28 protein-coding genes, 1 tRNA gene and 2 pseudogenes are annotated in these 23826 nt (G+C 58.0%); 20 read left to right on the top strand and 11 right to left on the bottom strand.

Going from position 1 to position 23826, the window contains the following annotated elements; all coding sequences use genetic code 11:
* Positions 1-23 precede the first annotated feature (23 nt).
* Positions 24-1085: a chitinase gene (locus tag AABM54_RS16100; RefSeq protein WP_347900998.1), complete on the top strand. Its 1062-nt coding sequence runs from the start codon at positions 24-26 to the stop codon at positions 1083-1085.
* A 64-nt stretch (positions 1086-1149) separates the two neighbouring features.
* Here the strand turns inward: AABM54_RS16100 and AABM54_RS16095 are convergent, their stop codons facing one another.
* A complete protein-coding gene (locus AABM54_RS16095; RefSeq protein ID WP_347900997.1) occupies positions 1150-1527 on the bottom strand; it encodes a DUF2784 domain-containing protein in 378 nt (125 codons plus the stop codon).
* Positions 1528-1676: 149 nt separating this feature from the next.
* Between AABM54_RS16095 and AABM54_RS16090 the strand changes: the two genes are divergently transcribed.
* On the top strand, positions 1677-1910 hold the full coding sequence (locus AABM54_RS16090; RefSeq protein ID WP_347900996.1) for a YceK/YidQ family lipoprotein: 234 nt from the start codon (positions 1677-1679) through the stop codon (positions 1908-1910).
* Positions 1911-1930: 20 nt separating this feature from the next.
* Here AABM54_RS16090 and AABM54_RS16085 read toward each other — a convergent pair whose 3' ends face one another.
* Complete coding sequence (locus tag AABM54_RS16085) at positions 1931-2503, bottom strand: LuxR C-terminal-related transcriptional regulator (protein WP_347900994.1); 573 nt, start codon at positions 2501-2503, stop codon at positions 1931-1933.
* A 133-nt stretch (positions 2504-2636) separates the two neighbouring features.
* On the opposite strand from AABM54_RS16085, the gene AABM54_RS16080 reads away from it, so the two are divergent.
* From AABM54_RS16080 to AABM54_RS16070, 3 genes are read left to right on the top strand one after another with little or no spacing between them, the layout of a single operon-like run.
* The gene (locus AABM54_RS16080) at positions 2637-3815 is read left to right on the top strand and encodes an acetyl-CoA acetyltransferase (RefSeq protein WP_347900992.1); all 1179 of its coding nucleotides are present in this window, start codon (positions 2637-2639) and stop codon (positions 3813-3815) included.
* Positions 3816-3817: 2 nt separating this feature from the next.
* On the top strand, positions 3818-5359 hold the full coding sequence (locus AABM54_RS16075; protein WP_347900990.1) for an AMP-binding protein: 1542 nt from the start codon (positions 3818-3820) through the stop codon (positions 5357-5359).
* 42 nt (positions 5360-5401) lie between these two features.
* Positions 5402-6742 (top strand): MFS transporter, encoded by a 1341-nt coding sequence (locus AABM54_RS16070; protein ID WP_347900989.1) that lies wholly within the window; start codon positions 5402-5404, stop codon positions 6740-6742.
* 94 nt (positions 6743-6836) lie between these two features.
* On the opposite strand, the gene AABM54_RS16065 is transcribed toward AABM54_RS16070, so the two are convergent.
* Positions 6837-7496 (bottom strand): isoprenylcysteine carboxylmethyltransferase family protein, encoded by a 660-nt coding sequence (locus tag AABM54_RS16065; RefSeq protein WP_347900988.1) that lies wholly within the window; start codon positions 7494-7496, stop codon positions 6837-6839.
* Between the two features lie 222 nt (positions 7497-7718).
* Between AABM54_RS16065 and AABM54_RS16060 the strand changes: the two genes are divergently transcribed.
* Complete coding sequence (locus AABM54_RS16060) at positions 7719-8105, top strand: c-type cytochrome (RefSeq protein ID WP_347900986.1); 387 nt, start codon at positions 7719-7721, stop codon at positions 8103-8105.
* Between the two features lie 314 nt (positions 8106-8419).
* Positions 8420-9004 carry a protein tyrosine phosphatase gene (locus tag AABM54_RS16055; protein ID WP_347900984.1) on the top strand — a complete coding sequence of 195 codons (585 nt, stop codon included), beginning with the start codon at positions 8420-8422 and terminating at the stop codon, positions 9002-9004.
* A gap of 624 nt (positions 9005-9628) precedes the next feature.
* Here AABM54_RS16055 and AABM54_RS16050 read toward each other — a convergent pair.
* Positions 9629-10348, bottom strand: coding sequence for an SDR family oxidoreductase (locus AABM54_RS16050; protein ID WP_347900982.1), 720 nt, complete (start codon positions 10346-10348; stop codon positions 9629-9631).
* Positions 10349-10631: 283 nt separating this feature from the next.
* On the opposite strand from AABM54_RS16050, the gene AABM54_RS16045 reads away from it, so the two are divergent.
* Positions 10632-11102 (top strand): anti-virulence regulator CigR family protein, encoded by a 471-nt coding sequence (locus AABM54_RS16045; RefSeq protein ID WP_347900980.1) that lies wholly within the window; start codon positions 10632-10634, stop codon positions 11100-11102.
* A 173-nt stretch (positions 11103-11275) separates the two neighbouring features.
* Positions 11276-11767 carry a hypothetical protein gene (locus AABM54_RS16040; protein ID WP_347900978.1) on the top strand — a complete coding sequence of 164 codons (492 nt, stop codon included), beginning with the start codon at positions 11276-11278 and terminating at the stop codon, positions 11765-11767.
* A 151-nt stretch (positions 11768-11918) separates the two neighbouring features.
* Here the strand turns inward: AABM54_RS16040 and AABM54_RS16035 are convergent, their stop codons facing one another.
* Positions 11919-12197, bottom strand: a complete 279-nt coding sequence (locus AABM54_RS16035; RefSeq protein WP_347900976.1) for a hypothetical protein — start codon at positions 12195-12197, stop codon at positions 11919-11921.
* Positions 12198-12568: 371 nt separating this feature from the next.
* Between AABM54_RS16035 and AABM54_RS16030 the strand changes: the two genes are divergently transcribed.
* Positions 12569-12757: a DUF1737 domain-containing protein gene (locus AABM54_RS16030; protein ID WP_347900974.1), complete on the top strand. Its 189-nt coding sequence runs from the start codon at positions 12569-12571 to the stop codon at positions 12755-12757.
* Between the two features lie 254 nt (positions 12758-13011).
* A complete protein-coding gene (locus AABM54_RS16025; RefSeq protein ID WP_347900973.1) occupies positions 13012-13200 on the top strand; it encodes a hypothetical protein in 189 nt (62 codons plus the stop codon).
* 75 nt (positions 13201-13275) lie between these two features.
* Here the strand turns inward: AABM54_RS16025 and AABM54_RS16020 are convergent, their stop codons facing one another.
* Positions 13276-14349, bottom strand: a complete 1074-nt coding sequence (locus AABM54_RS16020) for an alkene reductase (RefSeq protein WP_347900972.1) — start codon at positions 14347-14349, stop codon at positions 13276-13278.
* A 106-nt stretch (positions 14350-14455) separates the two neighbouring features.
* On the opposite strand from AABM54_RS16020, the gene AABM54_RS16015 reads away from it, so the two are divergent.
* From AABM54_RS16015 to AABM54_RS16005, 3 genes are all read left to right on the top strand, one after another.
* Complete coding sequence (locus AABM54_RS16015) at positions 14456-15337, top strand: LysR family transcriptional regulator (protein WP_347900970.1); 882 nt, start codon at positions 14456-14458, stop codon at positions 15335-15337.
* A gap of 400 nt (positions 15338-15737) precedes the next feature.
* A complete protein-coding gene (locus tag AABM54_RS16010) occupies positions 15738-16139 on the top strand; it encodes an IS5 family transposase (RefSeq protein WP_347900968.1) in 402 nt (133 codons plus the stop codon).
* A gap of 84 nt (positions 16140-16223) precedes the next feature.
* Entirely contained in the window at positions 16224-16592 is a 369-nt protein-coding gene (locus AABM54_RS16005) for a transposase (RefSeq protein ID WP_347900764.1), read from the top strand.
* A 146-nt stretch (positions 16593-16738) separates the two neighbouring features.
* Here the strand turns inward: AABM54_RS16005 and AABM54_RS16000 are convergent.
* A pseudogene (locus AABM54_RS16000) lies at positions 16739-16918 on the bottom strand (transposase); the annotation flags it as partial.
* 566 nt (positions 16919-17484) lie between these two features.
* On the opposite strand from AABM54_RS16000, the gene AABM54_RS15995 reads away from it, so the two are divergent.
* The 3 genes from AABM54_RS15995 to AABM54_RS15985 all read left to right on the top strand — a co-directional run bounded on the left by AABM54_RS15995 (position 17485) and on the right by AABM54_RS15985 (position 19352).
* Positions 17485-17727: a hypothetical protein gene (locus AABM54_RS15995; RefSeq protein ID WP_347900967.1), complete on the top strand. Its 243-nt coding sequence runs from the start codon at positions 17485-17487 to the stop codon at positions 17725-17727.
* Between the two features lie 126 nt (positions 17728-17853).
* Positions 17854-18363 carry a hypothetical protein gene (locus tag AABM54_RS15990; protein WP_347900965.1) on the top strand — a complete coding sequence of 170 codons (510 nt, stop codon included), beginning with the start codon at positions 17854-17856 and terminating at the stop codon, positions 18361-18363.
* On the top strand, positions 18354-19352 hold the full coding sequence (locus tag AABM54_RS15985; RefSeq protein ID WP_347900964.1) for a DegT/DnrJ/EryC1/StrS family aminotransferase: 999 nt from the start codon (positions 18354-18356) through the stop codon (positions 19350-19352). Before AABM54_RS15990 ends, AABM54_RS15985 begins: the two co-directional genes overlap by 10 nt.
* Here the strand turns inward: AABM54_RS15985 and AABM54_RS15980 are convergent.
* On the bottom strand, positions 19343-19948 hold the full coding sequence (locus tag AABM54_RS15980) for a hypothetical protein (RefSeq protein ID WP_347900963.1): 606 nt from the start codon (positions 19946-19948) through the stop codon (positions 19343-19345). The genes AABM54_RS15985 and AABM54_RS15980 overlap by 10 nt on opposite strands.
* Before the next feature lie 124 nt (positions 19949-20072).
* On the opposite strand from AABM54_RS15980, the gene AABM54_RS15975 reads away from it, so the two are divergent.
* Entirely contained in the window at positions 20073-20591 is a 519-nt protein-coding gene (locus tag AABM54_RS15975) for a hypothetical protein (protein ID WP_347900962.1), read from the top strand.
* A 327-nt stretch (positions 20592-20918) separates the two neighbouring features.
* Here the strand turns inward: AABM54_RS15975 and AABM54_RS15970 are convergent.
* A pseudogene (locus AABM54_RS15970) lies at positions 20919-21130 on the bottom strand (hypothetical protein).
* 212 nt (positions 21131-21342) lie between these two features.
* Positions 21343-21430, bottom strand: a tRNA-Ser gene (locus AABM54_RS15965).
* 124 nt (positions 21431-21554) lie between these two features.
* Between AABM54_RS15965 and AABM54_RS15960 the strand changes: the two genes are divergently transcribed.
* Positions 21555-22226, top strand: a complete 672-nt coding sequence (locus AABM54_RS15960) for a Bax inhibitor-1/YccA family protein (protein WP_347900961.1) — start codon at positions 21555-21557, stop codon at positions 22224-22226.
* Here the strand turns inward: AABM54_RS15960 and AABM54_RS15955 are convergent.
* Complete coding sequence (locus tag AABM54_RS15955; RefSeq protein WP_347900960.1) at positions 22223-22360, bottom strand: hypothetical protein; 138 nt, start codon at positions 22358-22360, stop codon at positions 22223-22225. The two genes, AABM54_RS15960 and AABM54_RS15955, sit on opposite strands and share 4 nt — an antisense overlap.
* A gap of 1047 nt (positions 22361-23407) precedes the next feature.
* On the opposite strand from AABM54_RS15955, the gene AABM54_RS15950 reads away from it, so the two are divergent.
* Positions 23408-23824, top strand: coding sequence for a DUF2388 domain-containing protein (locus tag AABM54_RS15950; RefSeq protein WP_347900959.1), 417 nt, complete (start codon positions 23408-23410; stop codon positions 23822-23824).
* Positions 23825-23826: the final 2 nt, after the last annotated feature.

The raw sequence follows: 23826 nt of genomic DNA, 5'->3' as shown, positions 1-23826 counted from the left end.
AACACGTTCTCAAGGATTAGAACATGTCAACTTTCAACTTTTCTCTACTGAAGTCTCAGCGCAGCGATGCCGCTTCGTTGATGCCGAGTATTGCCGGCAAGAAGATCCTGATGGGGTTCTGGCATAACTGGGCCGCAGGACCAAGCGACGGCTATCAGCGTGGGCAGTTTGCCAACCTGAACCTGGTCGACATTCCAAAGGATTACAACGTGGTTGCCGTGGCATTCATGAAGGGCAACGGGATTCCGACCTTCAAGCCCTACAACCTGTCCGATGAAGAGTTCCGGCGCCAGGTCGGCGTGTTGAACAGCCAGGGCCGTGCGGTGCTGATCTCGCTCGGTGGTGCGGATGCGCACATCGAACTGCGCAAAGGCAGCGAGCAGGCGATGGCCAACGAAATCATTCGCCTGGTGGAAACCTACGGTTTTGATGGGCTGGACATCGACCTGGAACAAAGTGCCATCGATTATGCGGACAACAAGACAGTGCTGCCTGTGGCCTTGAAAATGGTCAAGGATCACTATGCCGGCGAAGGCAAGCATTTCATCATCAGCATGGCGCCGGAGTTCCCGTACCTGACGACCGGCGGCAGGTACGTCTCCTACATCAAGGCGCTTGAAGGGTATTACGACTTCATTGCCCCGCAGTATTACAACCAGGGCGGCGACGGCGTCTGGGCACCTGAGGCCAACGGTGGGAAGGGGGCCTGGCTCGCGCAGAACAATGATGCGATGAAAGAGGATTTCCTCTACTACCTGACCGACAGCCTGGTGACCGGCACCCGAGGGTTTACCAAAATCCCGGCCGACAAACTGGTCATCGGTTTACCGACCAACGTCGACGCAGCGGCAACCGGTTATGTGATCAACCCTGCGGCGGTGGTGAATGCCTTCAAGCGCCTCGATGCGGCGGGCCATCCAATCAAAGGCCTGATGACCTGGTCGATCAACTGGGACGATGGCATCAGCAAGGACCGTGTCCGCTACAACTGGGAGTTCAGTCGTCGCTATGCGCCGCTGATCCACGGGGTGGCTGCTGCTCAGGCGCATCCTGCCCTTGAGGAAGCCGCGACCACCTTGTCGTGAAAGTGATGTGAAGTGAAACAGGAAGCCCGGCAGAGATGCCGGGCTTTTTCGTTGTTGCCTGGGACTAGCAGGCCGCGCGCCTCGCTTTCCATTGCTTGAAGTGCAGCAGGTAGACCAGCACGTTGATGGTCAGTACCAGGGCACCCAGGCCGATTTGAATAGTGTGGGTCAGCCCGGCCGGGTAGATCAACGGAATCAGATAGTGCTCAATGAAACCGTCGCCGTAACCTCCTTGCCCTGCGGCCATGCGCAGGTAGTTTTCCCATTGGGTCAGCGGGCACATCCACTGGAAGACCTCGACCGCCACTCCCCACGCGGCTGCGGGAAGGTGCAGCCAGATCAGCGGGCGCCACTTGAGCGCCAGCAACCCGCCGCACAGCACGAAAATAATGAACAGCAGATGAAACAGCACCAGCCCGTCGGCGGCTATCCGGTAAAACATGTCGACTCCATCGATCCTGATTATTCACGCGGGCGACACGATAGCACCCACTGTGGAGGCTGGCTGCATCGGAAATCGGAAGATCGGGTGACTTACCTATCGCGATAACGTCTATGAGCATCGAGATCAAAAAGTAATAAGGAAGTTACGTGTTGCGAAAGTGCCTGTTGTTGATCGCTGTCCTCTCTCTGAGCGGATGCGCCGCCGTACTGATGCGCCTCGATGACCATCCGTGCCCGTACCTCGGGGTGCGCGTTGATTGGGCATTGCTGGAGATGTCCAAGTGGCGTTTGCTGCCCTTTGTCCTGTTCGATGCGCCATTTTCGGCGGTGGTGGATACGCTGTTCTACCCGTTCGAATACGAGTACAGCTGTAACCTTTGAGCCGATTGCCGGCTGATTCGTCAATTGACGAAAATGATCTTCGAGACCAGCTCCGCGCTGTTCTTGGCGTGCAGTTTTTTCATCAGGCGTGCGCGATGGACTTCCACGGTTCTGTGGGAAATCACCAGTTTTTTCGCCACTTCCTTGCAGGTCAGGCCGTTGACAATGTGCATCGAGATTTCACGCTCGCGGGGCGTGAGGTTCACCGTCGCGTGGTGGACCCGGTCCATGCGCTCGAAGTGCCAGACCATCAGCTTGAACGGATCGTCCGGGGTCAGGGAGTAGCCATGTGACCTGGCCCAGAACACTTCGCCGTTTTTGTGCTGCATGAAGCGTTCATCGGAATAGGAGCTGTTCTTGCTGTTGCGCAGCCAGGTCTGGCTGCGATTGCCGATGCTCTTGTAGTCCGCCTGGGAGGGATAAATCAGCAGGGTCAGATGCCCCAGCAGTTCTTCACGCGGGTAGCCGAAGAGCTGCAGAAATGCCTCGTTGCAATCGAGCATCAAGCGGTGACTGGTGATGAGTTGCGGGGCTGGCGACACCTGGAAGGCCAGGCGCTCAAGGTCTTTGAGTTGCTGCGTGAAGACGGTCATTGGGCATCCTGCCTCGATTTGGATCCGATTTTGACGGCTACTTACTCGTGTACGTAGTTGCACGAACTAGCGGGCGATCCGGGTGGTGGGTCATTGTAAGGAATGCCTGCTCCAAGCAAAGAAGAAAATTGCCATGCCCCATGATTCCGTATCCATTGTTGCTGCCGGTCACACCCGTTTTGGTCGCCTGGACGATTCCACGCTGGAAGACCTTATCGTCCAGGTCACCCGCGAAGCCCTGGCGGACGCCGCCATCGACGCCTCGGAAATCGACGCTCTGTTCCTCGGGCATTTCAATTCGGGAATGGTGGCGGACGGTTTTGCCTCGTCGCTGATGCTGCAAGCCGACCCGGGCTTGCGTTTCAAACCCGCGACCCGCTGTGAAAATGCCTGTGCCTCGGGTTCGGCGGCGATTCACGCGGGCATCAATGCAATCCTCTCGGGCTCCGCCGAGCTGGTGCTGGTCGTGGGCGCGGAAAAAATGACCTCCAACTCCACGGCTGACGTCACCAAGGCCCTGGCCGGTGCCGGTTACCAGAATGACGCCGAGGAGGCCGGGCTCAGCTTTCCGCAATTGTTCGGCCTGGCCGCGCAACAATACCGTGACCGTCATCAGTGCCCCTTGGCGTCCATGGCCGCCATCGCCACCAAGAACCACTCCAATGCCATGGCCAACCCCTTGGCGCAGATGCGCAAGGTCATGGATTTCGAGCATTGCAACAACGTGTCCAAGAGCAATCCCTACATTGCCGAGTCGCTGCGCCTGACCGATTGTTCGCTGATCAGCGATGGCGCGTCTGCCATTGTGCTGGCATCGTCCAGGCGTGCCCGGCAATTCCGTCGGGAAGTGCTGATTCGTGCGGTGACCCAGGTCAACGATTTTCTGCCGATTGCCCAACGCGACTTTCTCGCGTTTGAAGGCCCGCAGCGTGCGATCCATTCCGCGCTGCGCGCAGCCAATGTCACGTTGGCCGACCTGAGCTTTGCCGAGGTCCATGACTGTTTCACCATCGCCGAGCTGCTGATCTACGAAGCCATGGGCCTGGCGCCCAAAGGTGAGGGGCATCGAGCCCTGGATGATGGCATCGTGCGGGCGGGCGGTCGCCTGCCGGTGAACCTGTCTGGCGGGCTCAAGGCCAAGGGTCATCCGGTGGGTGCAACGGGTGTGTCGATGCACGCGCTGGCCTTTCGGCAGTTGACGGGCAATCCCATTGGCCTGGCTGTGCCGAATCCCGAGTTTGGCCTGGTGTTCAACATGGGTGGCATGGCGGTTGCCAACTACGCCTCGGTACTTCAGGCACGCAGGGCCTGAGTATGAACATCGCCAACTGGTTGAACGACGCCGGCCAACGTTGGCCAGGGCGTCCGGCGTTATTTGAGGGGCCGCGGCAAGTTGCCGACTATGGCGCGTTTGCCGCCCTTGCCCGCGACCGTGCGGTGCAACTTGTTAACGAGCATGGCATTGCACCCGGCGATCGGGTGGCGCTGTTCATGAAGAACGGTTGCCAGTACCTCGAACTGCTGTATGCCATTTGGTGGGCGGGTGCGGTGGCGGTACCGATCAACTTCAAACTGCATCCTGCCGAGGCCGGCTGGATCGTCGACAATGCGCAAGCCCGCCTGATCTTCACCGACGGTGGCCGGATGTTCTCGCCCGAGGCGTTGCCGCATGGGTGTCGGGAGCTGGATGGCGAAGAGCGGGTGGCGTGCGTTCCAGCCGATTCGCAGAGGTTGGCAACGCCCAGTCCTCGTCACTCCGATGACCTTGCGTGGCTGTTCTACACCTCCGGCACCACCGGACGATCCAAAGGCGTGATGCTGTCGCACGGCAACCTGACGGCCATGTCGTTGTGTTATCCCCTCGACGTGGACCCGGTCAGCCCTGATGACGCGGTGGTGTATGCGGCGCCGATGTCCCATGGCGCCGGGCTCTACAACTTCATCCATGTGCGTTGCGGCGCCCGCCATGTCGTCCCGCAGTCCCGTGGCTTCAAGGCCGATGAGCTGTTCGGGTTGGCGAGCGTGCTGGGCAACATCAGCCTGTTTGCCGCGCCGACCATGGTCAAGCGCATGGTTGAACAGGCCCGTCACCAGGGCTATGGCGGCGAGGGGATCAAAACCATCGTCTACGGTGGCGCGCCCATGTATCTGGCGGATTTGCAGGATGCGGTCGAGACCTTTGGGCCACGCCTGGTGCAGATCTATGGTCAGGGCGAGAGCCCGATGACCATCAGCGCCTTGTCCCGTGAGTGGATAGCCGATCGGGACCACCCGGACTGGGCCACGCGGGTTGCTTGCGTCGGGCGGGCGCAATCGTGTGTGGAAATCAGGATACTGGACCCCGGGCACGCACCGCTGCCTCCCGGCCAGCCGGGCGAGATCGCTGTGCGTGGGGCCACCGTCATGCGGGGTTACTGGCGCAATGATGCGGCGACGGATCAGGCCCTGGTGGATGGCTGGCTGTTGACCGGTGACATCGGGTTCCTGGATCACGCGGGGTATCTGACGCTCACGGATCGTTCCAAGGATGTGATCATTACCGGCGGCAGTAACGTGTATCCTCGGGAAGTCGAGGAAGTACTGGCGCAACACCCGGACGTCTTTGAAGTCTGCGTGGTCGGTGAGCCTGATGCGCAGTGGGGGGAATCGGTGGTAGCGTTTGTCGTTCCCCGTGATGCCGAGGTGCTTGATGCCTCTCTGCTCAATGCCTGGTTCATTGAGCGCATGGCATCATTCAAAAAACCGAAGAAGTATGTGTTCCGCACGGAACTGCCCAAGAACAGTTACGGCAAGATCCTCAAGACCGATCTGCGCCAGTGGTTGAAGGAAGTCGCGAGCGTCACTGCAGTTCCTTGAGTTGTGTTTTCCATGGATAGAAATCAGACAGGAGTCCTTCAAATGAGCATTCAACACAAAGACCCGGCCCGGCAACGGCGCCGGGCGTTTATCGGTGCAACGTCGGGCCACTTGATCGAGTGGTACGACTACGGCGTTTACGGTTTTCTCGCCGTCTACATCGGCAAGGCGTTTTTCGTCTCCGACGACCCGACCACCAGCCTGCTCGCGAGTTTTGCAGCCTTTGCCCTGAGCTTTTTCATTCGGCCGCTGGGGGGACTGTTCTTCGGTCCGCTGGCGGACAAGATCGGCCGACGCAAGACCCTGATCACGGTGCTGGTGATGATGGCTGGCTCGACCTTTCTGTTGGGGTTGTTACCGACCTATGCGTCGATCGGCATCGCCGCGCCGATCATTCTGGTATTGATCCGCTGTGTGCAGGGTTTCTCGGCCGGTGGCGAGATCGGCACCATCACCAGTTTTATCTCCGAGTACGCGGGGCCCGGCCGACGTGGCTTTGCCACGTGCTGGTTGATGGTGACGGCGGTGCTCGGTCTGTTGTTGGGTGGCGCGGTGGCCAACGGTATGACCTGGGTGCTGGGTGCTGACCTGATGCAAGCCTGGGGCTGGCGGATTCCATTTCTGATTGCGGCGCCGCTGGGCCTGATTTCGATGTACATCCGCCTGAAGTTGGAAGACAGCCCCGAGTTTCTGGCGTTGCAGCGCGCGGGAGAGACGTCGAAGGCCCCTCTGCGAGAAGTCTGGCAGTGGAAGCGGGCGATTGCCCTGGTGTTCTTCATCATTACCCTGCACAGCTCGATCTTTTATCTGGTGCTGACCTTTGTCTCGACCTACATGTCGAGCATTCTCAAATTCGACAGCGGCACGACGTTGCTCTACGTGTTTGTTGCCAGCCTGTCGGCGGCGTTCGTCATGCCTTTCGGCGGCGCGTTCACCGATAAATACGGGCGCAAGCCGTTTTTGCTGGTGATCGGCACCCTGGCAACGCTGGCGATGTACTGGCTCTTCAAGTCGGCCCCGACGGCGACGCCGGCCTCGTTCATCTACCCGTTGATGGCGGTGGCGATTCTGTTCGGTTTGTATGCCTCGTCGACCTACGCGTTGATGAGCGAATTGCTGCCCACCCGAATCCGCTCCACCGGCATCGCGGTGGCGTACAACATCCCGGTGGCCGTCTTCGGCGGCAGCGCGCCGCTGATCTCTACCTGGCTGATCAAACTGACCGGAGACATTACCTCGCCCTGGTATTTTTACATCGGCACCGGGGTGGTATCACTGATTGCGTTGGTGGTGCTGCGCAAGGAAGACTTTGTTGCCTGCGCAAGCCCTGCCGAGGCGAAAGGCACAGGGCGAGCAGGTTTGACGTTGGTGTCGGTGCCTTGAATAACGGATGACAGGGCAGGGGGCTGGTGGGTCGAGCCGCTTGCCTCAAGGGCAAGAGACGATCAATGGGGGCGGTTTGTGTCTCTGCTTCCCATCAGTAGAGTCCCGGAATGAGCCGCCAGGTGCGTGCACAGTAGGCCTCGTACTCGTCACCAAACTGCGAGCGTAGCAGCGCTTCTTCAGACCGTATGCGCGCGATCAGCGGCAGGAGCGTCAGCAGGGTCAGCACGACGCCCAAGCCTGAACGAAAGGCGAGCGCCCATCCCAGGGAGTTGACGAGCAAGCCCAGATAGCTTGGGTTGCGCACGGTGCGGTAGATGCCGTCGGTGACCAGCGTGTGCCCGGGTTGAATGGCCACCAGGCCGCTGAATCGGTTGCCGAGCACAAAGACTGGCCAGAGTCGTAGCGCACCTGCGGCGATGAAGAGTGCGGCACCCAGCCAGCGGATGCCCTCGCCCCCAAACGTCCAGAGCCCGATACGGTCTGTGTAGGCGGGCAAGTAGGCACCCAGTACACCCAGCAGCCCGAAAGCCGGGAGAACCCAACGGTTCGCGCGGTCTTCACGTTCTCCGGCACTCAGATTGGCTTCGGTGAAGAGCGCAACGCCAGACATCACCAGGGTTGCAAGCGCAACGACAATCAGCGGCGGATGGGCAAAGAATGCTGCAAACCCGCCACTGCCCAGAACGGCGAGACCGAGATAGGCCAAGGTTGAAGCAGTACTGAAAAACGCCAGTCGAGGAGTGATCTTCATGGTGCTCTCTCGGTGTAACGCTCACGCTTTAAGCGTAGAAGCGTTAGTGGATGTCCGCTCCCGGGCGAGGCTGTTGAAGCGCGCTCCAAACAGCTTTTCTTAACAGCTCACGATCTGATGACTTCCATGCCGTAGGTGGGCTCATAATGCGCCTGGCGATGCTAACGAGCGGCCTGTAGCCGTTCGCTTTTGCTGGCAATAACACCCGATTTGGAACGAACCATGAAAAACCCCGCCGTACTGATGTTCGCCTTAGTGCTCAATGCAGGCTTGTTCAGCACGCCAGCAGACGCCGCCGATGCTGAAGCGGGAGCGAAACTGTTTAGCCGAGTATGTGGCGGCTGCCACCAAGTAGGCGTTTCAGCACGGGGCTCTTTCGGGCCGCAGCTCAATGCCATTTTTGGGCGCCATGCGGGCAGCACGACGGACTACCAGTATTCGTCCGCCATGAAATCCTCAGGTGTTGTCTGGACCCGCGAAACACTGGCCGCGTATATCGAAGATCCAAAAGAAGTGGTGCCCGGCACCCGGATGATTTTTTGGGGGATCAGCGATCCAGAAAAAATCGAAAACCTGTTGGCCTACCTTCAGACATTCCAGCCGCAGTGATCTTTATCATTGCGTGAGCTCAAGGTTCACTGAAACAGCGGTACTTGAAATGCATCCCCGGCATCACATCTGAAGTGATGCAGCCTCAGGTAATGAACCTGTGTCGCCACCATCGATACCCGATCATGGGTATTCACAACCCTCATGCCGAGACGTTCTTGTACATCAGAGGTGCAGTCTTGTTCGCCCATGATCTGCAACGTCGAACTTCGTTGGATGGGCAGTCTTCGGAATGACTTTTCCTTGTTTAAAAATAACCTGCCAACGTTGAGTTGGTGATTTCAGATTGGCTAATCTGGCTTGAGGGGAATGGAATGGACGTCCAGGTAGAAAGTTTAGAGGGTTATACTCGCGGAATGCCTTTTCAGAACTGGGTGCCTGGCACGAGTGGGTTGCTAAGCCTTAAACAGCCCAGGGTCTACAGAAGCTCCCAGCCCTATTATGACCCCGTCACAGGTGACACCCCGCAGGTGATTGATGCACCCGTGATAGAGGTGTTGAATAAGTTTAATATCAGGCTGATTGTTAGTTTGAATCACTACGAGATAGAAGAGGGGCGAGGGCTCCTGGGCAAGTATAAAATTCGTTATTTGTTTTTAGGGGTTAAAGATTTTTCGGCACCCACCGCGAGTAAGCTGGATGAGGCGTGTCGACAGATAAATACGACAATTAAGGAAGGGCATAGTGCTCTTATTTACTGTGGTTATGGTCAAGGGCGAACAGGGACCATGATGACGGCGTGGGAGATGTTCGCCACGGAATATTGCACTGAGGCGGTACAGGAGGTTTTTATTAAAGAGTCAACCGCAGAGGGTGCCAGTAGCGACCCTGAAGAGAGCACCGGTCAAGAAGAGGTGTTACGCAGCTTCTATAAGCAATACATTTCTCAGAGACGTTAAAGTGTAGGGGGCCAGCCGCCAGACGATAAGGGACGAATGTTCAGTACGGGAGCCGATCGGTGCTTACGCGGGGGCTTACCGGTCAGCTCCAGCCAATGTGGCTGATGAATGACTCAATCAAGAAAGACTGTCTCAGCCCCCCACACCGGAAGATTTACTTTGTGTTGTACCCATGGAGCTTTACCTGGAATGCTTAAATCAGTTCTTGTTGGTTTGTTATCCGTACTCGTTACGCTAGTGATTTTCGGATTTGTCATCGGGCGTTTTCTTCCTCCCGATTTCGTTGCGCCTGGCGTGCCAGGGTGGCGAGAGCAGCATGACCAATTGGTCGCATTATCGTGGGTCAAGATGCTCACCGTAATGGGCTGGCTAGCATCAACATGCGTTGGCGGATTAGTCAGCGGCCGGCTTTACCCTCGCCAACCCCTGCGCGCCTCAGCCTATGTGGGAGGGCTTGTACTGTTGCTCTGGGCGGTCCCCACCACAATCATCGCGGGTGCCAGCGTCAGTTGGGTGCATATAGCTTCTGCTGTCTCGGTCATGCCTGGCTCTCTGGCGGGTGGGCTCCTGGCATTGGTAATCCGTAGAAAACATCCCGCTTCGCCCTCCGTTTCGACCTAGCGGTCAGAAGCGCTCATCAAGTATCGCCGGCAAGGTGAGCTCCTTGACATAGCTGGCCGAAGACAGACTCAAGGCCATGCGTACGACCTGTACCACATCGTGCAGCGGGATCAGTTGGCCTTCGCCTCGCTGCTCGGCAATCGCTCGCGATGTGTTCAGGCCGTCATCGGTATTGAGATAGCCCAGGCTCAGGCAGGTCACCCCCAGCCGCTGCTGCCTGTACCCTTCGCGCAGGGCGTCGGCGATGCCGTGCAGGGCGAACTTGGAGGCACCAAATGCGACCTCTGGGCGCCCACTCTGCGGCAGGCCTGAAGTCGATCCGGTCAGAATGATCCGAGGGTTGGGGCTTTTCAGCAGCGTCGGCAACAGCCGCTTGATCAGCAGGATCGTCGAGGTGATGTTGCAGCTGACGATGGCCTCCACCTGCTCGTCATGACCCGTCAGGAAGTCGAATGCCGGACTAAAGGCATGCTCCTCCCAGATGCCCAGGTTATAGATCAGCGTATCCAGTCCACCCTCTGCGATGCCTTGCTCTATGACCCGCACGGCTTTTGAGGGCTCACCGAGGTCGGCCTCGATCCATCGCACCTGAACACCAGCCTTGGGCATCAAGCGTTCGGGGCGGGTGCGAGACACGCCAATCAGGGTGTCGCCATCTTCTCCAAGCCCTTCGATCAAAGCCCTGCCCAATCCTTTGCTGGCACCCACAACCATCGTTCTCATCGATTGTCTCCCAGACCGATCTACTGATGAATGTGGATGATGCAAACAGACGCTTCATGGTTTGGCAATTGAACGGATGTTTCCAGATATTAACCAGCGGGCTGTTAGCCCATGTGTGCGTAGTGGAAGGAATACGTCGACCGCAGCGAACTCGTACTCACAGGCCAGGAACTGCGTGTACTCGGGATACCTTTCTGATGCGGCAGCGGGGGGCGGGTTATGGAACTAAAGTCGTCTACAGCGTCTACATTCCAGGGGATCATCCCTTTCTGAGAGTACGGATATGTTCAGATATCGCTCGTTGATTGCAGCTATTACCAGTCTTGCGCTGATTTGCGGCTCAGCTTCTGCATTGGCCGATCCTGGTAACGGGAAGGGACAAGGGCACGGCAAGGGAAATCAGCAAAATAGCCAAGGTCATGGCAGCCAAGGCAGTCAGGCAAGCAAAGGAAAAAATTCAGGGGGCGGCGATTGGGATAATGGACCAAGCATCAATCGCGCAAGCATTCTTGGCATAGTTGGGGGGTATCGAGACTACTGGAGCCCTGGACCTGCCTTGCCACCCGGTATTCAAAAGAACCTGGCGCGAGGGAAGCCTCTTCCACCGGGGATCGCGAAAAAGCTGGATAGTCGGCTGGTCGGCAGGTTGCCTCACTATGACGGGTACGAATGGCAGCAAGTGGGCACTGACCTGATATTGGTTGCGCTGGCAACCGGGCTTGTCTATGAAGTCCTCAACGGTGCTTTCGATTGAGGATTGGGTGACAAACGTCACGGGGACAACGTTCCAACGGTACTCGTTGGCGTCTCACTTGGCAGTGTGCCTTTTTGATCAATGGACACTACCTTCCGCCCGTCGCGGGACTTGAACTGTCAGGTGTTTGACGCGTCATAAGGCACGCGATATCAACCCTTACGGAAGCAATCATGCTTTTAAAAAACAAGAGTCTCGTTGCTGTAATGTCATGCGCCATGATGCTTGCAGCCGCCCCGTTACTCCCTGCTGATCTATCCATCATGAACTCTGCCTATGCGAAGGAAGGTGGTGGTGGTGGTGGTGGTGGTGGTGGCGGCCACGGCGGAGGAAATGGTGGAGGAAATGGTGGTCATGGCGGTGGTACAGGTGGTGATCACAGCGGTTCAGGCCACTCCGATGGCCCCGGCAGCAACGGCCGAGGGAATGGACTCAGCAGCGATCACGCCGGCAGGGCAGTTCGCGATCATGGTGCAAGCGGCAACCAGTACGGCCGTGATCGTAATGAAGACCGTGGCCACGGCGCTATGACTTCGGGAATTGCACACTCCAAAGATACGCGTGGCGTGACTAAAGCCACTGCTATTTCGACCTCCACTCCGGGAGATCACAACTTGAAAGGGCTGAGTAATGCCGGGACGTCGAGATCGAAAAAAACGCATTGAGCAGAGATGGCTGAACCAGTCACTCCTTAGGGGGCAGGCTTGTGCATCCATTCCTGCAATGCGCTATCGACTGAATGAGAAGGCAGGTCACCTGGATCTCGCCTGACGTCCTTCATACGTTCCTCAGTGAAAATGCACGTCACCTTTTCAGCTATCTCAAAAGGTGTCGTGACACAAGGTCGCTCATTTTCCGCTTGAGAAGTGCCAGTTGCCCGGACGTCTCCCGGAGGCTGCCCATAAAGTGTTCGCGTCCCTTGGAAACGTCCACGTGCATTTTCACCAGCCCAAAGATGTTTTCTATGGCCGTGCGTAGTTGCACGGTTAGCTCCTGAATCTCATTTTCAAGCATGTGCGCGTAGTGGGCGCAGGTTTCCAGCTCGGTGGGTGAGCCGAGCCAGTCGGAGGTGTCTTCGATGTCCAGGGCATCCATGAGTGGGCGCCTTTGATGTGCACTGTTTGGATGTTCAGCAAACGAGGCGAAGTGGTCGGGCGAGGGTGAGGCGACGAGCTGTAGGGTTTGGGTACGCATGTGATCTTTAAGGTTGACCAGGCATAAAGCCTGGTCAACCCAGTTACTGCGGAATCTCTACTCGCGCACCCCAGTCCTTGGGCTGCAGGCAAAGGACTGGGGAAATCCTTTGCGTGGGGGCAGGAGGCTACTATTCGAGGGTGATGGGGCGTTACTGGGGATTCGTACAGGCGGGCGGTGATGCTACAGTCGCGTCAGCCTACAAGGGCGACGTGGAACGGATGTAGATCGTTTCAGATAATCTTTTCTCTACTATTGGAATAGGTGCGTCAATGCAGAAATCTCCTCCCGAAGGCTTGCCAATCTACCGGCTGCTGACAGGCAAAGACGACGCTTCGTTCTGTCATCGAGTATCTGAAGCGCTTGAGCTGGGTTACCAGCTGTATGGCTCGCCAGCTGCAACATTCAACGGCGAGTTTGTTGTAGTGGCCCAGGCCATCATCTGGAGCCAGGACAAGTAGGGTTTTCGTTGTGTAAAAACGCCCAGCCCACCCCAGACTGCGTTTTCACACAGTCTGCTAGGCTCTGTACGAAAACTGCCTGCGTGTCGATCATGCTGCGTTAAAAACAGGCTCGGAATGCTCATTTACAACCCGTGAACTCCGCTTCCTCGCCTGTTTTTGCCTTGCCTGATCGCCACTCGGCGACTTTTCGTACAGACCCTAGTGCTGGGCTTTGTTATTTCTGGGAAGGGTACACGTGGAGGTGTCATCTCTTGAACGACGCTTCCATGCAGCTTGGCGAAGGTATTCTTTCGACCGATTCTGTTGAAAAATCGACCCAGCTTGGTGTGCTACGCGTTGAATGCGTGAAAACGTCTTTTGGGCATGCCGCTATGTCAAATCTGCGTTCAGAGCGCGCTGCGCAGAGCGTGGATTTCAATTTAAGGCACATACTTTTTTGACGTGGGAATCGGAGCCGACTTTTTCAACACAATTGGCCAGTTGCAATCCCTCTGGACGGGTAGCAGACCGTTCTTTCAAACCCCCTCGGACTCAATCAAGGCCGGGTAATCCGTGTAACCCTGCAAGCCACCGCCGTAGTACGTGTGATGGTCTGCGTCATTCAAGGGGGCATTATCCTTCAAGCGATCAACAAAGTCCGGATTCGCCAGGACCATCTGTCCATAGGATTCCAGGTCGGCCAGTCCCGAAGCCACATCCAGACCGATGTCCTCACGCGAACGTCCTGGGCGATTCAGGATCAATGTTCGTTTCCAGAGACTTCGAATATCGACCAGCAACTGCTCGTGCCCCTGATGCATAACATGCAGATAAGCGAGATTCATTTTGTCGAGTTCTGCGACCAGATAGCGATACAGATCTGGTCCTTCGATGCCTTCGTCAATCCCCCAAATGGTTGTGCCGGGCGAAAGGCGGATGGCTGTCCTGTCAGCCCCGATTTCCTCGGTGATAGCAGCAACAACTTCAAGAGCGAAGCGTGCGCGATTCTCTATTGAGCCCCCGTATTCATCGGTGCGAGTGTTCGCACTGGGAGCGAAAAATTGCTGGATCAAGTAGGCGTTCGCACCATGGACTTCAACACCGTCAGCGCCAGCCGCGATGGCCTGTCGCGCGGCAAAGCGAAAGTCCTCAATAGTCTGGCGAATGTCCCCCACAGTCATGGTGCGCGGCACAGGAATAGGCTGCATTCCTTTGCTGGTGAACATGGAAGTTGCCGGTTGAATGGCAGACGGTGCCACCCCTTGGCGCTGATGAAGCGTGTTATCGGGATGGGACATGCGCCCGGCATGCATCAGTTGGATAAAAATGTGGCCATCGGCTGCATGGACGGATGAGATGACCTTCTTCCACCCGGCAACATGTGCGTCGGTGTAGATGCCTGGCGTGTTCAGATAGCCTTGACCTTCGTCCGACGGCTGAGCCCCTTCAGTAACGATCAGACCCACGCTGGCGCGCTGCGAGTAGTACTCGGTAGCCAAATTACCAGGGGCACCGAAGGCGTCAGCCCGAGAGCGGGTCATAGGCGCCATGACCAGTTTATTGGACAGAGTATTGCGACCTACTTGAACGGGAGAAAAAAGAGAAATCATGTTGGACTCCTTCAATAGAAACGATGTGAGCACATAATCCATTAGTCCTACGCATGGATAAAGACGGTAAAATTGAAATCATTAATCCATTTTTGGAGCAATTCGCGTGGAGCTGCTGAACGATATGGCGCTGTTCGTCGAGGTAGTCAAAGCTCGGAGTTTCCGCCGAGCGGCTGAAGCAATGAGGATGCCGAACTCCACGCTTTCGCGTCGTATAAGCACGCTGGAGAGGGCAATAGGGTTGCGATTGCTGAACCGCACCACGCGCAAAATTGAGCTGACAGAAGCGGGGCAATTGTATTTCGACCGCTGCAAGCGAATTGTCGAAGAGGCCCGTTTAGCCCACGAGCAACTGAGCGAAATGCTCGCGCAACCGAGTGGCGTCTTGCGTGTTTCATTGCCTGTGGATTTTGCCAATATTTACTTGGCTCCCTTGATTGCTGAATTTGCCCGTCTCTATCCTGGTATCAGTTTCGAATTGGACCTGACGCCACGGCAGGTCGACTTGGTAAGCGAACCGGTTGATGTCGTCATTCGCATGGGCGAGCCTGCAGTCTCTAACCTGATCGCTCGCCCGATCGCTCGTCTTTCGCGTTATGCCTACGCCTCACCGCGATACCTTGAAATTGCTGGTGAGCCGAGCCATCCCAACGACCTGACACAACATGAGTGCCTGCGTCTTCGCTCATCGAAGTCGGATATCTGGACGCTGCATAACACGCAGGAAGCATTAGAGATCAAGGTCGGTAGCCGTTTCTTGATCAACAGCGTGGGAATGCTGCGGCGCTTAGCCACACTTGATCTTGGCGTTATTATCATGGAAGAGGAAATCGTGGCGGACGACTTGGCCAACAACCGATTGCGCAGAGTACTGCCCCAGTGGCAAGCCTCCTCGGTTCCGGTGTATGCCATAACCGAAACAAGGCTTCTACCGGCCAAGACCCAGCGATTCATCGAGTTCTTGAGAGAGCGGCTAGGGCAGTTCTAACGAAGTCCCTGGTCGATTTACTCGTAATCTACAGGTGCATGTTCCACCCTCGCTTGCGCTGCAACGAAGTCGTGAATGCCGCTGTACTGGGAAAGTCGACCACACACTGACAAACCCGCCAATTGAATTCTCAGCATCGATCCACTGTTCAGTGGAGGGATCGCTAAGCCATCTCTAGGCGGGCTCCTTGTCCCGCCACTGGTGGCCGATGCAGTGCTGGCAGAACGGTGCTTGGAATCCGCCAAACTGAGAGAAAGTCAGCGGGGAGGTGGCGATCAGAGAGTCTCAGGCGCAGTGCGTGAGCTTACTAGGCTCTGTACGAAATCCGCCGAAACTCATTTGACTCCCACAAACGTCAGGAATCAGTAGAGTCCGCGTCCATCAAAGGCAGGAGCCCACGATGGCCAAACGGTACGAACTCCCCGACGCAGCCTGGGATCTGGTTGCAGACATCTTCAGTGAACCCCGCCGAAACGGACGCCCACGGGCAGATGATCGGCTGATGCTCAACGGCGTGCTATGGGTGTTCTGCTCAGGAGCCGCCTGGCGTGACATGCCCGAGCGCTTCGGCCCGTGGTCAACGGTGTATCAACGCTTTCGCGACTGGCGTAATCGCGGGTCTTTCGACCAGATGCTCAAGCGACTTCACATCCGATTGAACGAGCAAGGCTTGATCGATCTGGAAACCTGGATGATCGACTCCACTGCTGTTCGTGCAACCCGAGCCTCATCAGGCGCCGGGAAAAAAGGGGGCCTGAAGAACCGCAAGACCATGCACTCGGGCGCAGTCGGGGCGGCCTGACGACCAAGATTCACATGCTGTGTGATGCCAATGGCGTGCCGCTGCGCTTTCTATTATCAGGTGGGCAAGCAAGTGATATCGCTTATGCCCAACCGTTGCTGGATGAGGCTTACATTCCAGGGCCTGCGCGGTCGTCCCCGCAAGCGCTGCCGCTGGTTGCTGGCCGACAAGGGCTATGACGCCGAAGCCCTGCGCCGCTACTGCGATCGTTATCGGATGCAGCCGGTAATCCCGCTGCGCAGCATGAAGCGCAAGCCGAAGCCGGGCTTGCCAAGACTGTTTGATCGCCCCAAGTACCGGCAGCGCAACATCATTGAGCGCATGTTCGGGTGGCTGAAGGAAAACCGCCGCATCGTTACGCGCTTCGACAAACTCGCGAAAAGTTATGCAGCGATGGTCTCACTGGCTTGTGCCATGCGGTGTTTGCGACATTATTTTTCGTACAGAGCCTAGGGATGGTCTGAAGTAGCCATGTGTTTCTGGCTGTCTTCGGCCACCACCGATTTTGAAAGTGGCGAGTCGATCCAAAACGCTCAGATCATTCACTCACTCCTGTCTTTTTAGCCGCTGCGAGCACCTTGCGGCGGCTATTCCCCACATTACACGCGCACCTCTCCTGCATTGCGGAGTAAATGTCGGCGGGCCATCCACAGATTCGACAGCGCAAACAGCATCACCAGCTGTGCCGTGTTCTTGGCCAAGCCACGGAAGCGCGTCTTCACATAACCGAACTGGCGCTTGATCACCCGGAACGTGTGCTCGACCTTCGCCCTTACCTGGGGAGCCAACAGAATTCGGAAAAAATCGTACGCTACAGCTCGATCTGAGCACGAAGCTGTAAATGGGTGTCCGCCCAGGTTTCATTAGGCCACTACACCCACAACCCTGAGAGCGCACCGCCGATCTTGCCCGGCAAAAGCCCTTAATCACGTGGCTTGCGGCGATGCGCGAGGTGTTTTCGCGGCCTTGCAAGGGAGGAAAAAACGCCCGCTATCCGGTTCATCGCCGGCCTTGACAGGCGAAGAAGCAGACCTAGACTCTCACTCGATTCAGTTCTCTGAATCATGCCCAACACACGAAAAGGATCCCCACACGTGGCTAGGCAGCGGATGCTTTACACCCGGATTCTCTGGGCAACCCTCGGCGCGCCCCTGGCGACTGCAGTGTGGCTGATGACCACCGGCAGCCGCGTGCCAAGCGCTGCGTCGGGCTGGCACAACCAGGCCTTTTCCACTACTAGCGAATCCACCCCGCCGCCCGCGGGTTGCGTGGACCTTTCGCCCTCTTCCTCTGCCCCTTCAGCCGTCACCGAATTTTGTGTGCCGGGACTGGTGTGCTGCCCGGGATGAACGTCAGCCGCCAGGTCGGCCCGGTGGTGTTCGTGCTGGTGGTGGACAGCAGCGAAGCCCGGGTCAATGCCCCGGTGTCCATGGGCAACGCTGGCATGACCGGCTTTCCGCTGGTGCCTTACGCGGGCATGAGCAGCACCCCCAGCCTCAACTTGACCCAGTTCGAAAGCGAGATCCTCTCGGTCCAGGGCAACTGGCGCTGGGCGCGGTGGCCCCGGACAACCAGCCACCGCTGCTGAGCATCGAGCCCCTTTGGATATCCGCAAGCAAAGCTCCACCGGAACAAGGAGGTGCATGAGGCAAAAACCTACCCGCACTGTTGATGAAGATGGCCGGTTTAAATCAAACATATTGGAGTACACCAAATGAACGGACACACCAATCCCTCCTTTGACGAAGCCATGCCACTGGGGGCGTCTGATGCGCAATTCATCAATGACCTGCATGAGCTACTGGAGCGCTATGGCAACCAGGATCGCTTCGGACTCTGCCTGCTGCACGATCACTTCGCGGTCGCCGAGGACGAGATCCTCCTTGAATGCAACGACCACAATGCCCGCACCCTGCACCTGGATGTGGTCAAGCGCGGCGCGCTGCCGGAAAGCAAGTTCACCAGCTGGCGCATCGGCGGTCCCCGGGCCGAGGCTCTGACCGCTTGTGCGATGGACAAGTGCAAGGTCGAAGCCCTGACCGCTTGTGCGATGGACAAGTGCAAGGTCGAAGCCCTGACCGCTTGTGCGATGGACAAGTGTAAGGTCGAAGCCCTGACCGCTTGTGCGATGGACAAGTGCAAGGTCGAAGCCCTGACCGCTTGTGCGATGGATAAGTGCAAAGTCGAAGCCCTGACCGCTTGCGCGATGGATAAGTGCAAGTAGTCCCGGGTCCTGTCGATGGCCAGTGGCGGGCACGGGAGGCCGATCGGCTGCCGTGCTCGTCCTGGCTCGCGCAGTTCTATGGGCGTAGCCACGGCGCCTTGCTCGGTTCCGGTACCGCGGCGCTGGAACTGGCGCTGCGCCAACTGGGCGTCACCGCCACCTGGCGGGTCGCGGTTCCGGCCGCCACCTGTCATCAGGTGGTAGCGGCCGTCCTTAATGCCGGCGCGGTACCGGTGATTATTGAAAACGCCGCCGAATTGCTGCTCAGCAGCCAAGCCCTGGCGCCTCATGTGAATAGCCTAGACGCGGTGATCGCGGTCCACCAATACGGTTTGCCCTGCGATATCCCGGCCCTGCGCCGGCTGCTGGGCGAGCGCCTGCCGATCATCGAAGACAGCGCCGGCGCCTGGGATCTCAGCCGCCCCGGCGCCTCGCGGGTCGTCACCTCCCTGGGCCACGGCAAAGCCCTGGACATCGGCGGCGGTGGCGCGCTGTTCAGCGATATCCCGGTGGATGGAGATATCGACGTCTGGTCGCCGGGCCAGCGTTCCCGCTCATCTCCGGCGTCGAGCCCAGCCTTGTCGATCCACGCCCTGCCGGCGCTGATGCCAGCCGTTGCCACGGCCCAGGCACGCAGCCAGAGGCTCAGGCCGCAGATGCCTGGGCTGCTGGCCCGTTTGCAGGATTACGGCCTAGAGCCCTGGGCCCCTGAAGGATCGGTGGCGCCGAACTGGCAATTCATCCCGATCCGCACCCGAGAGCTGCAACTGTTCGAACGCCTGCGCTACAGCCCTCATGCCGAAGCCCTGGGCGTCTGCGCCCCGGCCTCCGGTGCGCTGCGGGAACTGCCCATGCTCCGCAGCTATGGCGAGGTGGCCCAGGGGCCGGAACCCAGCCTAGAGCTGCGTCGCAACTGGATCCTGCTGGACCCGCTCGCCGCCCTCGACCACCTCAGACGCCTCGCCGCCTGGGCCGGAGGCTATCGATGAATAGTCCCGCTTCTCTTGATCAACAACAGCACGACCTGGACCTGCCCTTCGCCGTTGGCCCGAGGGTGCAACAGCTGGCCGACTACGCCGGCAGTGGCCAGGACCTGGCCGAAGAACAAGTTCTCGGAGTGGCCAATGCCCGGGTGCTGCTCGCCAACTACCCAGCGATCCGCGCCGACTTCGACGGGCCCTGGGAAACCATCCCGGGCGTTTCGGAGCAGGCCGCCATCGACCGCTGGCTGCTGCGCAACGCCGCCTATATCTCTACCAGCCAGGCAGCGACACATGGCATCAACACGCCAATTGCCCTCGACAACCGGCGGGTAACGGCCTGGCGCCCACCTCGTTATGGCCGGGCCGCGGTGCTGTGCTCGCCGGCCAGCGAACAGGTGCTGTTCGACATCAAGGGCATCGGCGTGCCGCCGGACGAAGCCCCGGTGCTGCCTAACTCCAACGGCTTGCTGACCCTGGCCGAAGCGGTGCACGAAGTGCTGATGGAGCATCTGGTATTCGCCGCCATGGCCCACGCCGGCGGCGCGATCACGCCATTGCCGGCCTATGCCCTGATCGATCTGGGCTTCGACGCTTTGTGGCATGACGGGCGCCCGGCGGAACCAGCGGTGCTGCTGTTGCGCCGGCCCTGCACCCGCCCGCGCTGCCAGTGGCAACGCTACTGGCAAGGTGTCGAACTGGCTGCGGCCTTGATGCAGGCCCGAACTGTTGCTGCGGCGTTATGGCCTGACGGCCAGCAGTTGTGGCGCGGTGCGTTTTCAGGTTTGCCGGGAGGCCGGGGAACTACAGGTACGACGCGACGGCGAAGCGCTGCGAGTCAGCGACCAGGTGGCCGAGACGCTGGAGCGCCTGCTGGCGGACAACCAGGGCGCGCCGCTGCTGATCGATGGGGTCAATGTACAATTGGCCGGAACGGCCAGCGTCGCGCCGCTGCAACTGCAGGTCATGGACTTCGGCCGCTATCGGTTTGCCGAGGGTTTCGAGCATCACCTGTACGCCTGGATCGACGCCGACTACCAGAACCTCAACGGGCTCTACCTGGCGCCAGGCGATCCGCGCTACGTCCAGCCCGATCCTCGCGTGAGCCTGGCAAGGACCGCCGAGGGCCCTTGCTTAGCCGAACTGCAACGCCAGGTCAGCGACTTTCGCCAGAGCGGCGAGCCGGATCGCCTGTGCCAGGCGTTGCGCGCCACCCTGGAAGAAGCCTGCCGGCCATTGCGCGGTTAGAACCGGGCGTCAGTCCTGCCCGGAACGCAGCAGGGGAATCGGGGTTTGGGGAGCAATGGAACCAAAAAGGGTTGTTGATTGCATCGACGTACAAAACTTGCGGCTTAGTAAAACTGATAGACGAGAGAGTCCCTTTCTTCGCGAACGGGCATGGTAAGCCATCCGTGATGGCTTCCTACTTCACCCCACATTTTGTATGGAAAGCCTAGAAGATTCGGTTCAGCAGGTTGACGCTATCTAATTACATGAGTCTGCCCACCGACTGCTCTTGGCCGATTTCTGCCGATGCTGACCGGTAGCTTCGGGACGATAACTGCCAGTTAGACGTCACTCCGGCGTCATCAGCACCGCTTAGCGTCATCTTGATGAACTCCTCGTTGCGATCAATCGTATCCAGGGCACCACGAACGTTGTCAGCGACGTCGGCGCGATCCGCGCTGTTCGATCCAGTTTGAAAGCTCCAGGATGGCGGCCTCGAGGGCGAGCTGGTTTTCGTTGAGCTTGAACAGAAGGGATGGGAGCAGGTCTGAATTTGGCATCGCGAGTCCTCCGTGGAGAGGGCAGCGTAGCAGTATGAAATGTTGAAGCGGTAGAGGGGGGTTGGTCGGCAGGACGCCGGGGAGGGGTAAAAACAGCGCTAGTTCTGGAACACTTCCATAATAGTTCTGGAACACATTAGGCGGAGACGATTCCCGGCCAACCCCCAGAAACGACAAAGCCCTGAATAATCAGGGCTTTGAAGTACAAAAAATGGCGGAGGCGATGGGATTCGAACTCATGGACCTGTTACAGTCGACGGTTTTCAAGACCGTTGCCTTAAACCACTCGGCCACACCTCCGTACTGCGTTGCGGGCGCCATAATACCTGAATGAAACACACTGTCAAACTCTCTACGTAGCTTGTTACAGAGCGTCTGTTATGATCTTTGCGACTGAACGTTACAAACCAACAGGAGTGTCGCCATGCGCGAACAGGATTACGCAGTTAATAACAGCGTGCAGGCTGAGCAGCTAGAGGTTAGCCGCGTCCTGCGCAACACTTACGGCTTACTCGCACTCACCCTCGCATTCAGCGGCGTGATGGCGTTCGTCGCTCAGCAGATGCGTGTCGGTTACCCGAACATTTTCGTCGTGCTGATCGGCTTCTATGGCCTTTTCTTTTTGACCAACAAGCTCCGTGACTCGGCCTGGGGCCTGGTGTCGGCTTTTGCCCTGACCGGTTTCATGGGGTTCCTGCTCGGTCCGATTCTCAATCGTTACCTGGGCATGCAAGGCGGCGCTGAAGTTGTCAGCTCGGCTTTTGCCATGACGGCACTGGTGTTCGGCGGCCTGTCTGCCTATGTGCTGATTACCCGCAAGGATATGAGTTTCCTGGGTGGCTTCATCACCGCTGGCTTTTTTGTTCTGCTGGGTGCGACCCTGGCGGGCATTTTCTTCCAGATCAGCGGCTTGCAGTTGGCGATCAGCGCGGGCTTCGTGCTGTTCTCTTCGGTCTGCATTCTGTTCCAGACCAGCGCCATCATCCATGGCGGCGAGCGCAACTACATCATGGCCACCATCAGCCTGTATGTATCGATCTACAACCTGTTCATCAGCTTGTTGCAGCTGTTTGGCATCATGAGCCGCGATGATTAATCGCAGGCCTTGAGTAAAAAGCCCGCTTCGGCGGGCTTTTTGCTGTCTGCGAGGTCGATACCCTTCAAAGACTCTGGGATGAAGACGATCAGCCAGAGGCGATCATACCGTGGCGCCTTCAGCCAAATCGGCATGTGCCTGGTTGTGTTCCTGCTTATCCAGCAGCCCGGGCCGCATCGTCTTCTTGTCGGGTGCGGAGCAGGCCCAGGCCGAGCAGGTCATAGCTCAACGTAAGTGCCTGCCCGGAAGACACATACGGCCTGCCGTAAGAGGTACCACTGCCGGAGTCGCAGTCGTTGCCGATGTGCTCTACATAAAGCAACCCCGTGCTGGGTGTGAGGCGCAACGTACAGTTTTCATCCTTGTAAACCACCTGCGAGCCTTCAAACGTTGCTGCGCCCGTCAGGGTTGCGGAACTGCAAGCATCTGCCGCTTTGGTGTTGAAGCCGAGTTGGCCCTGTCCGCGCTTGGTTATCTTCCAGTCGGCACTGTCGAAACGTCCGCTCGGCCTTGAGCGTGCTGACGTCGGCGACTTTGGTTTTGGCGGTTTTCCAGGCCAACCCCAGGGTGCTGTTCAGTTCCAGTGTGTAGGGGGCAGAACAGATAGCCTTTTTGGTGGGCGTGTTTGCGCGCGTGCAATCAACGCTGTTGGCGCTGACCCGGGAAGTTGATACGAGGATCGGCAGCAGCATGGGCGAGGGCAGAGCGCGCTGAAGCAAAAGACATCCGGCGAGTACAACACGAGCAGGAGGGGCGTGAGGTGTTTTCCAGCGGCACATTGTCCAGCGTCCTGTACGCCTTTTGCGAGTGCTTTTGTTCGCCGATTCTTACTGGGGTTTTTGGGGTGCTGTTCCTGTGTAGAGGCAGGCGGCCTTGAAAAAAGTGTGGTTATTTAAGGACTTAGGAGGGTCTTAATCTGACGAGCGGTTCAAAATATCTTGTTACAAAGCAATTTAGTAGGTTATTATTGCCTCGCGTTCACCACCACGGTTTATGCATTTTTAAGCCCCAAGCGTCCATCAGCTGCTTGGGCTTTTTTTTGCCTGAAATTTGGTGCTGGGTTTCACGGAGTGTGCAGTCGCCTGTCAATTAGGTGGTAGCATCGCCCGCCAACAGAGCCCTGCCGGGTGGAAAATGCGGCCGAGCCGATAGGGATGTCAATTGGGAACCGATGCGTGTTGATGATGGCTGATTACTGGGATGTTGCGAAAAAGACGGCAGGTGCTTTAGGACTTCTTTGGTGCTGTAACGCTCAGGGTCTTGGCGACGGCCCCACCAACATGGACCCCGGACTATTGGTGTTGAGCGCCACCACGGTCGGACCATTTATTCTCACAGGAATGGCCACTCTAGCGCCTACGAAGTTGAGTGAGGAATCGAGCGACGCCTCGAACGACCGAAAGCAGGTGCTGGTCTACGCCAGAGACGACGCCGCGGCGTTCATCGCAACCCAAGGGAAGTACCGTGGCGCTTATCTGGAGTCCGCTCTTGGCTGGGTTCGCGAGCAAGGGACCGCCGGGGCGTCGAGTGATATCGAACTTGCCCATCAAATTCTGCTGCAGAGCTTTGTCGGGTCAGGTGCGGAGCCAGCCATCTAGCC

The organism is Pseudomonas purpurea, from assembly GCF_039908635.1.
GTDB classification, from domain to species: domain Bacteria; phylum Pseudomonadota; class Gammaproteobacteria; order Pseudomonadales; family Pseudomonadaceae; genus Aquipseudomonas; species Aquipseudomonas purpurea.
Note: the sequence above shows the minus strand (reverse complement) of the source record. Positions and strands in the feature narration are given on the sequence as shown.

What these genes read in the sequence shown, in the direction of transcription:
- AABM54_RS16035 (WP_347900976.1), bottom strand. Translation starts at nt 12,197, where the DNA reads ATGGATGCCCTGGACATCGAAGACACCTCCGACTGGCTCGGCTCACCC.
- AABM54_RS15950 (WP_347900959.1), top strand. Translation starts at nt 23,408, where the DNA reads ATGATGGCTGATTACTGGGATGTTGCGAAAAAGACGGCAGGTGCTTTA.
- AABM54_RS16070 (WP_347900989.1), top strand. Translation starts at nt 5,402, where the DNA reads ATGAGCATTCAACACAAAGACCCGGCCCGGCAACGGCGCCGGGCGTTT.
- AABM54_RS16080 (WP_347900992.1), top strand. Translation starts at nt 2,637, where the DNA reads ATGCCCCATGATTCCGTATCCATTGTTGCTGCCGGTCACACCCGTTTT.
- AABM54_RS16030 (WP_347900974.1), top strand. Translation starts at nt 12,569, where the DNA reads ATGCAGAAATCTCCTCCCGAAGGCTTGCCAATCTACCGGCTGCTGACA.
- AABM54_RS15960 (WP_347900961.1), top strand. Translation starts at nt 21,555, where the DNA reads ATGCGCGAACAGGATTACGCAGTTAATAACAGCGTGCAGGCTGAGCAG.
- AABM54_RS16020 (WP_347900972.1), bottom strand. Translation starts at nt 14,349, where the DNA reads ATGATTTCTCTTTTTTCTCCCGTTCAAGTAGGTCGCAATACTCTGTCC.
- AABM54_RS15990 (WP_347900965.1), top strand. Translation starts at nt 17,854, where the DNA reads ATGAACGGACACACCAATCCCTCCTTTGACGAAGCCATGCCACTGGGG.
- AABM54_RS16010 (WP_347900968.1), top strand. Translation starts at nt 15,738, where the DNA reads ATGGCCAAACGGTACGAACTCCCCGACGCAGCCTGGGATCTGGTTGCA.
- AABM54_RS15980 (WP_347900963.1), bottom strand. Translation starts at nt 19,948, where the DNA reads ATGCCACAAAGCGTCGAAGCCCAGATCGATCAGGGCATAGGCCGGCAA.
- AABM54_RS16085 (WP_347900994.1), bottom strand. Translation starts at nt 2,503, where the DNA reads ATGACCGTCTTCACGCAGCAACTCAAAGACCTTGAGCGCCTGGCCTTC.
- AABM54_RS16065 (WP_347900988.1), bottom strand. Translation starts at nt 7,496, where the DNA reads ATGAAGATCACTCCTCGACTGGCGTTTTTCAGTACTGCTTCAACCTTG.
- AABM54_RS16060 (WP_347900986.1), top strand. Translation starts at nt 7,719, where the DNA reads ATGAAAAACCCCGCCGTACTGATGTTCGCCTTAGTGCTCAATGCAGGC.
- AABM54_RS15995 (WP_347900967.1), top strand. Translation starts at nt 17,485, where the DNA reads ATGAACGTCAGCCGCCAGGTCGGCCCGGTGGTGTTCGTGCTGGTGGTG.
- AABM54_RS16075 (WP_347900990.1), top strand. Translation starts at nt 3,818, where the DNA reads ATGAACATCGCCAACTGGTTGAACGACGCCGGCCAACGTTGGCCAGGG.
- AABM54_RS15955 (WP_347900960.1), bottom strand. Translation starts at nt 22,360, where the DNA reads ATGCCGATTTGGCTGAAGGCGCCACGGTATGATCGCCTCTGGCTGATC.
- AABM54_RS16040 (WP_347900978.1), top strand. Translation starts at nt 11,276, where the DNA reads ATGCTTTTAAAAAACAAGAGTCTCGTTGCTGTAATGTCATGCGCCATG.
- AABM54_RS16100 (WP_347900998.1), top strand. Translation starts at nt 24, where the DNA reads ATGTCAACTTTCAACTTTTCTCTACTGAAGTCTCAGCGCAGCGATGCC.
- AABM54_RS16055 (WP_347900984.1), top strand. Translation starts at nt 8,420, where the DNA reads ATGGACGTCCAGGTAGAAAGTTTAGAGGGTTATACTCGCGGAATGCCT.
- AABM54_RS16050 (WP_347900982.1), bottom strand. Translation starts at nt 10,348, where the DNA reads ATGAGAACGATGGTTGTGGGTGCCAGCAAAGGATTGGGCAGGGCTTTG.
- AABM54_RS16045 (WP_347900980.1), top strand. Translation starts at nt 10,632, where the DNA reads ATGTTCAGATATCGCTCGTTGATTGCAGCTATTACCAGTCTTGCGCTG.
- AABM54_RS16095 (WP_347900997.1), bottom strand. Translation starts at nt 1,527, where the DNA reads ATGTTTTACCGGATAGCCGCCGACGGGCTGGTGCTGTTTCATCTGCTG.
- AABM54_RS16005 (WP_347900764.1), top strand. Translation starts at nt 16,224, where the DNA reads ATGCCCAACCGTTGCTGGATGAGGCTTACATTCCAGGGCCTGCGCGGT.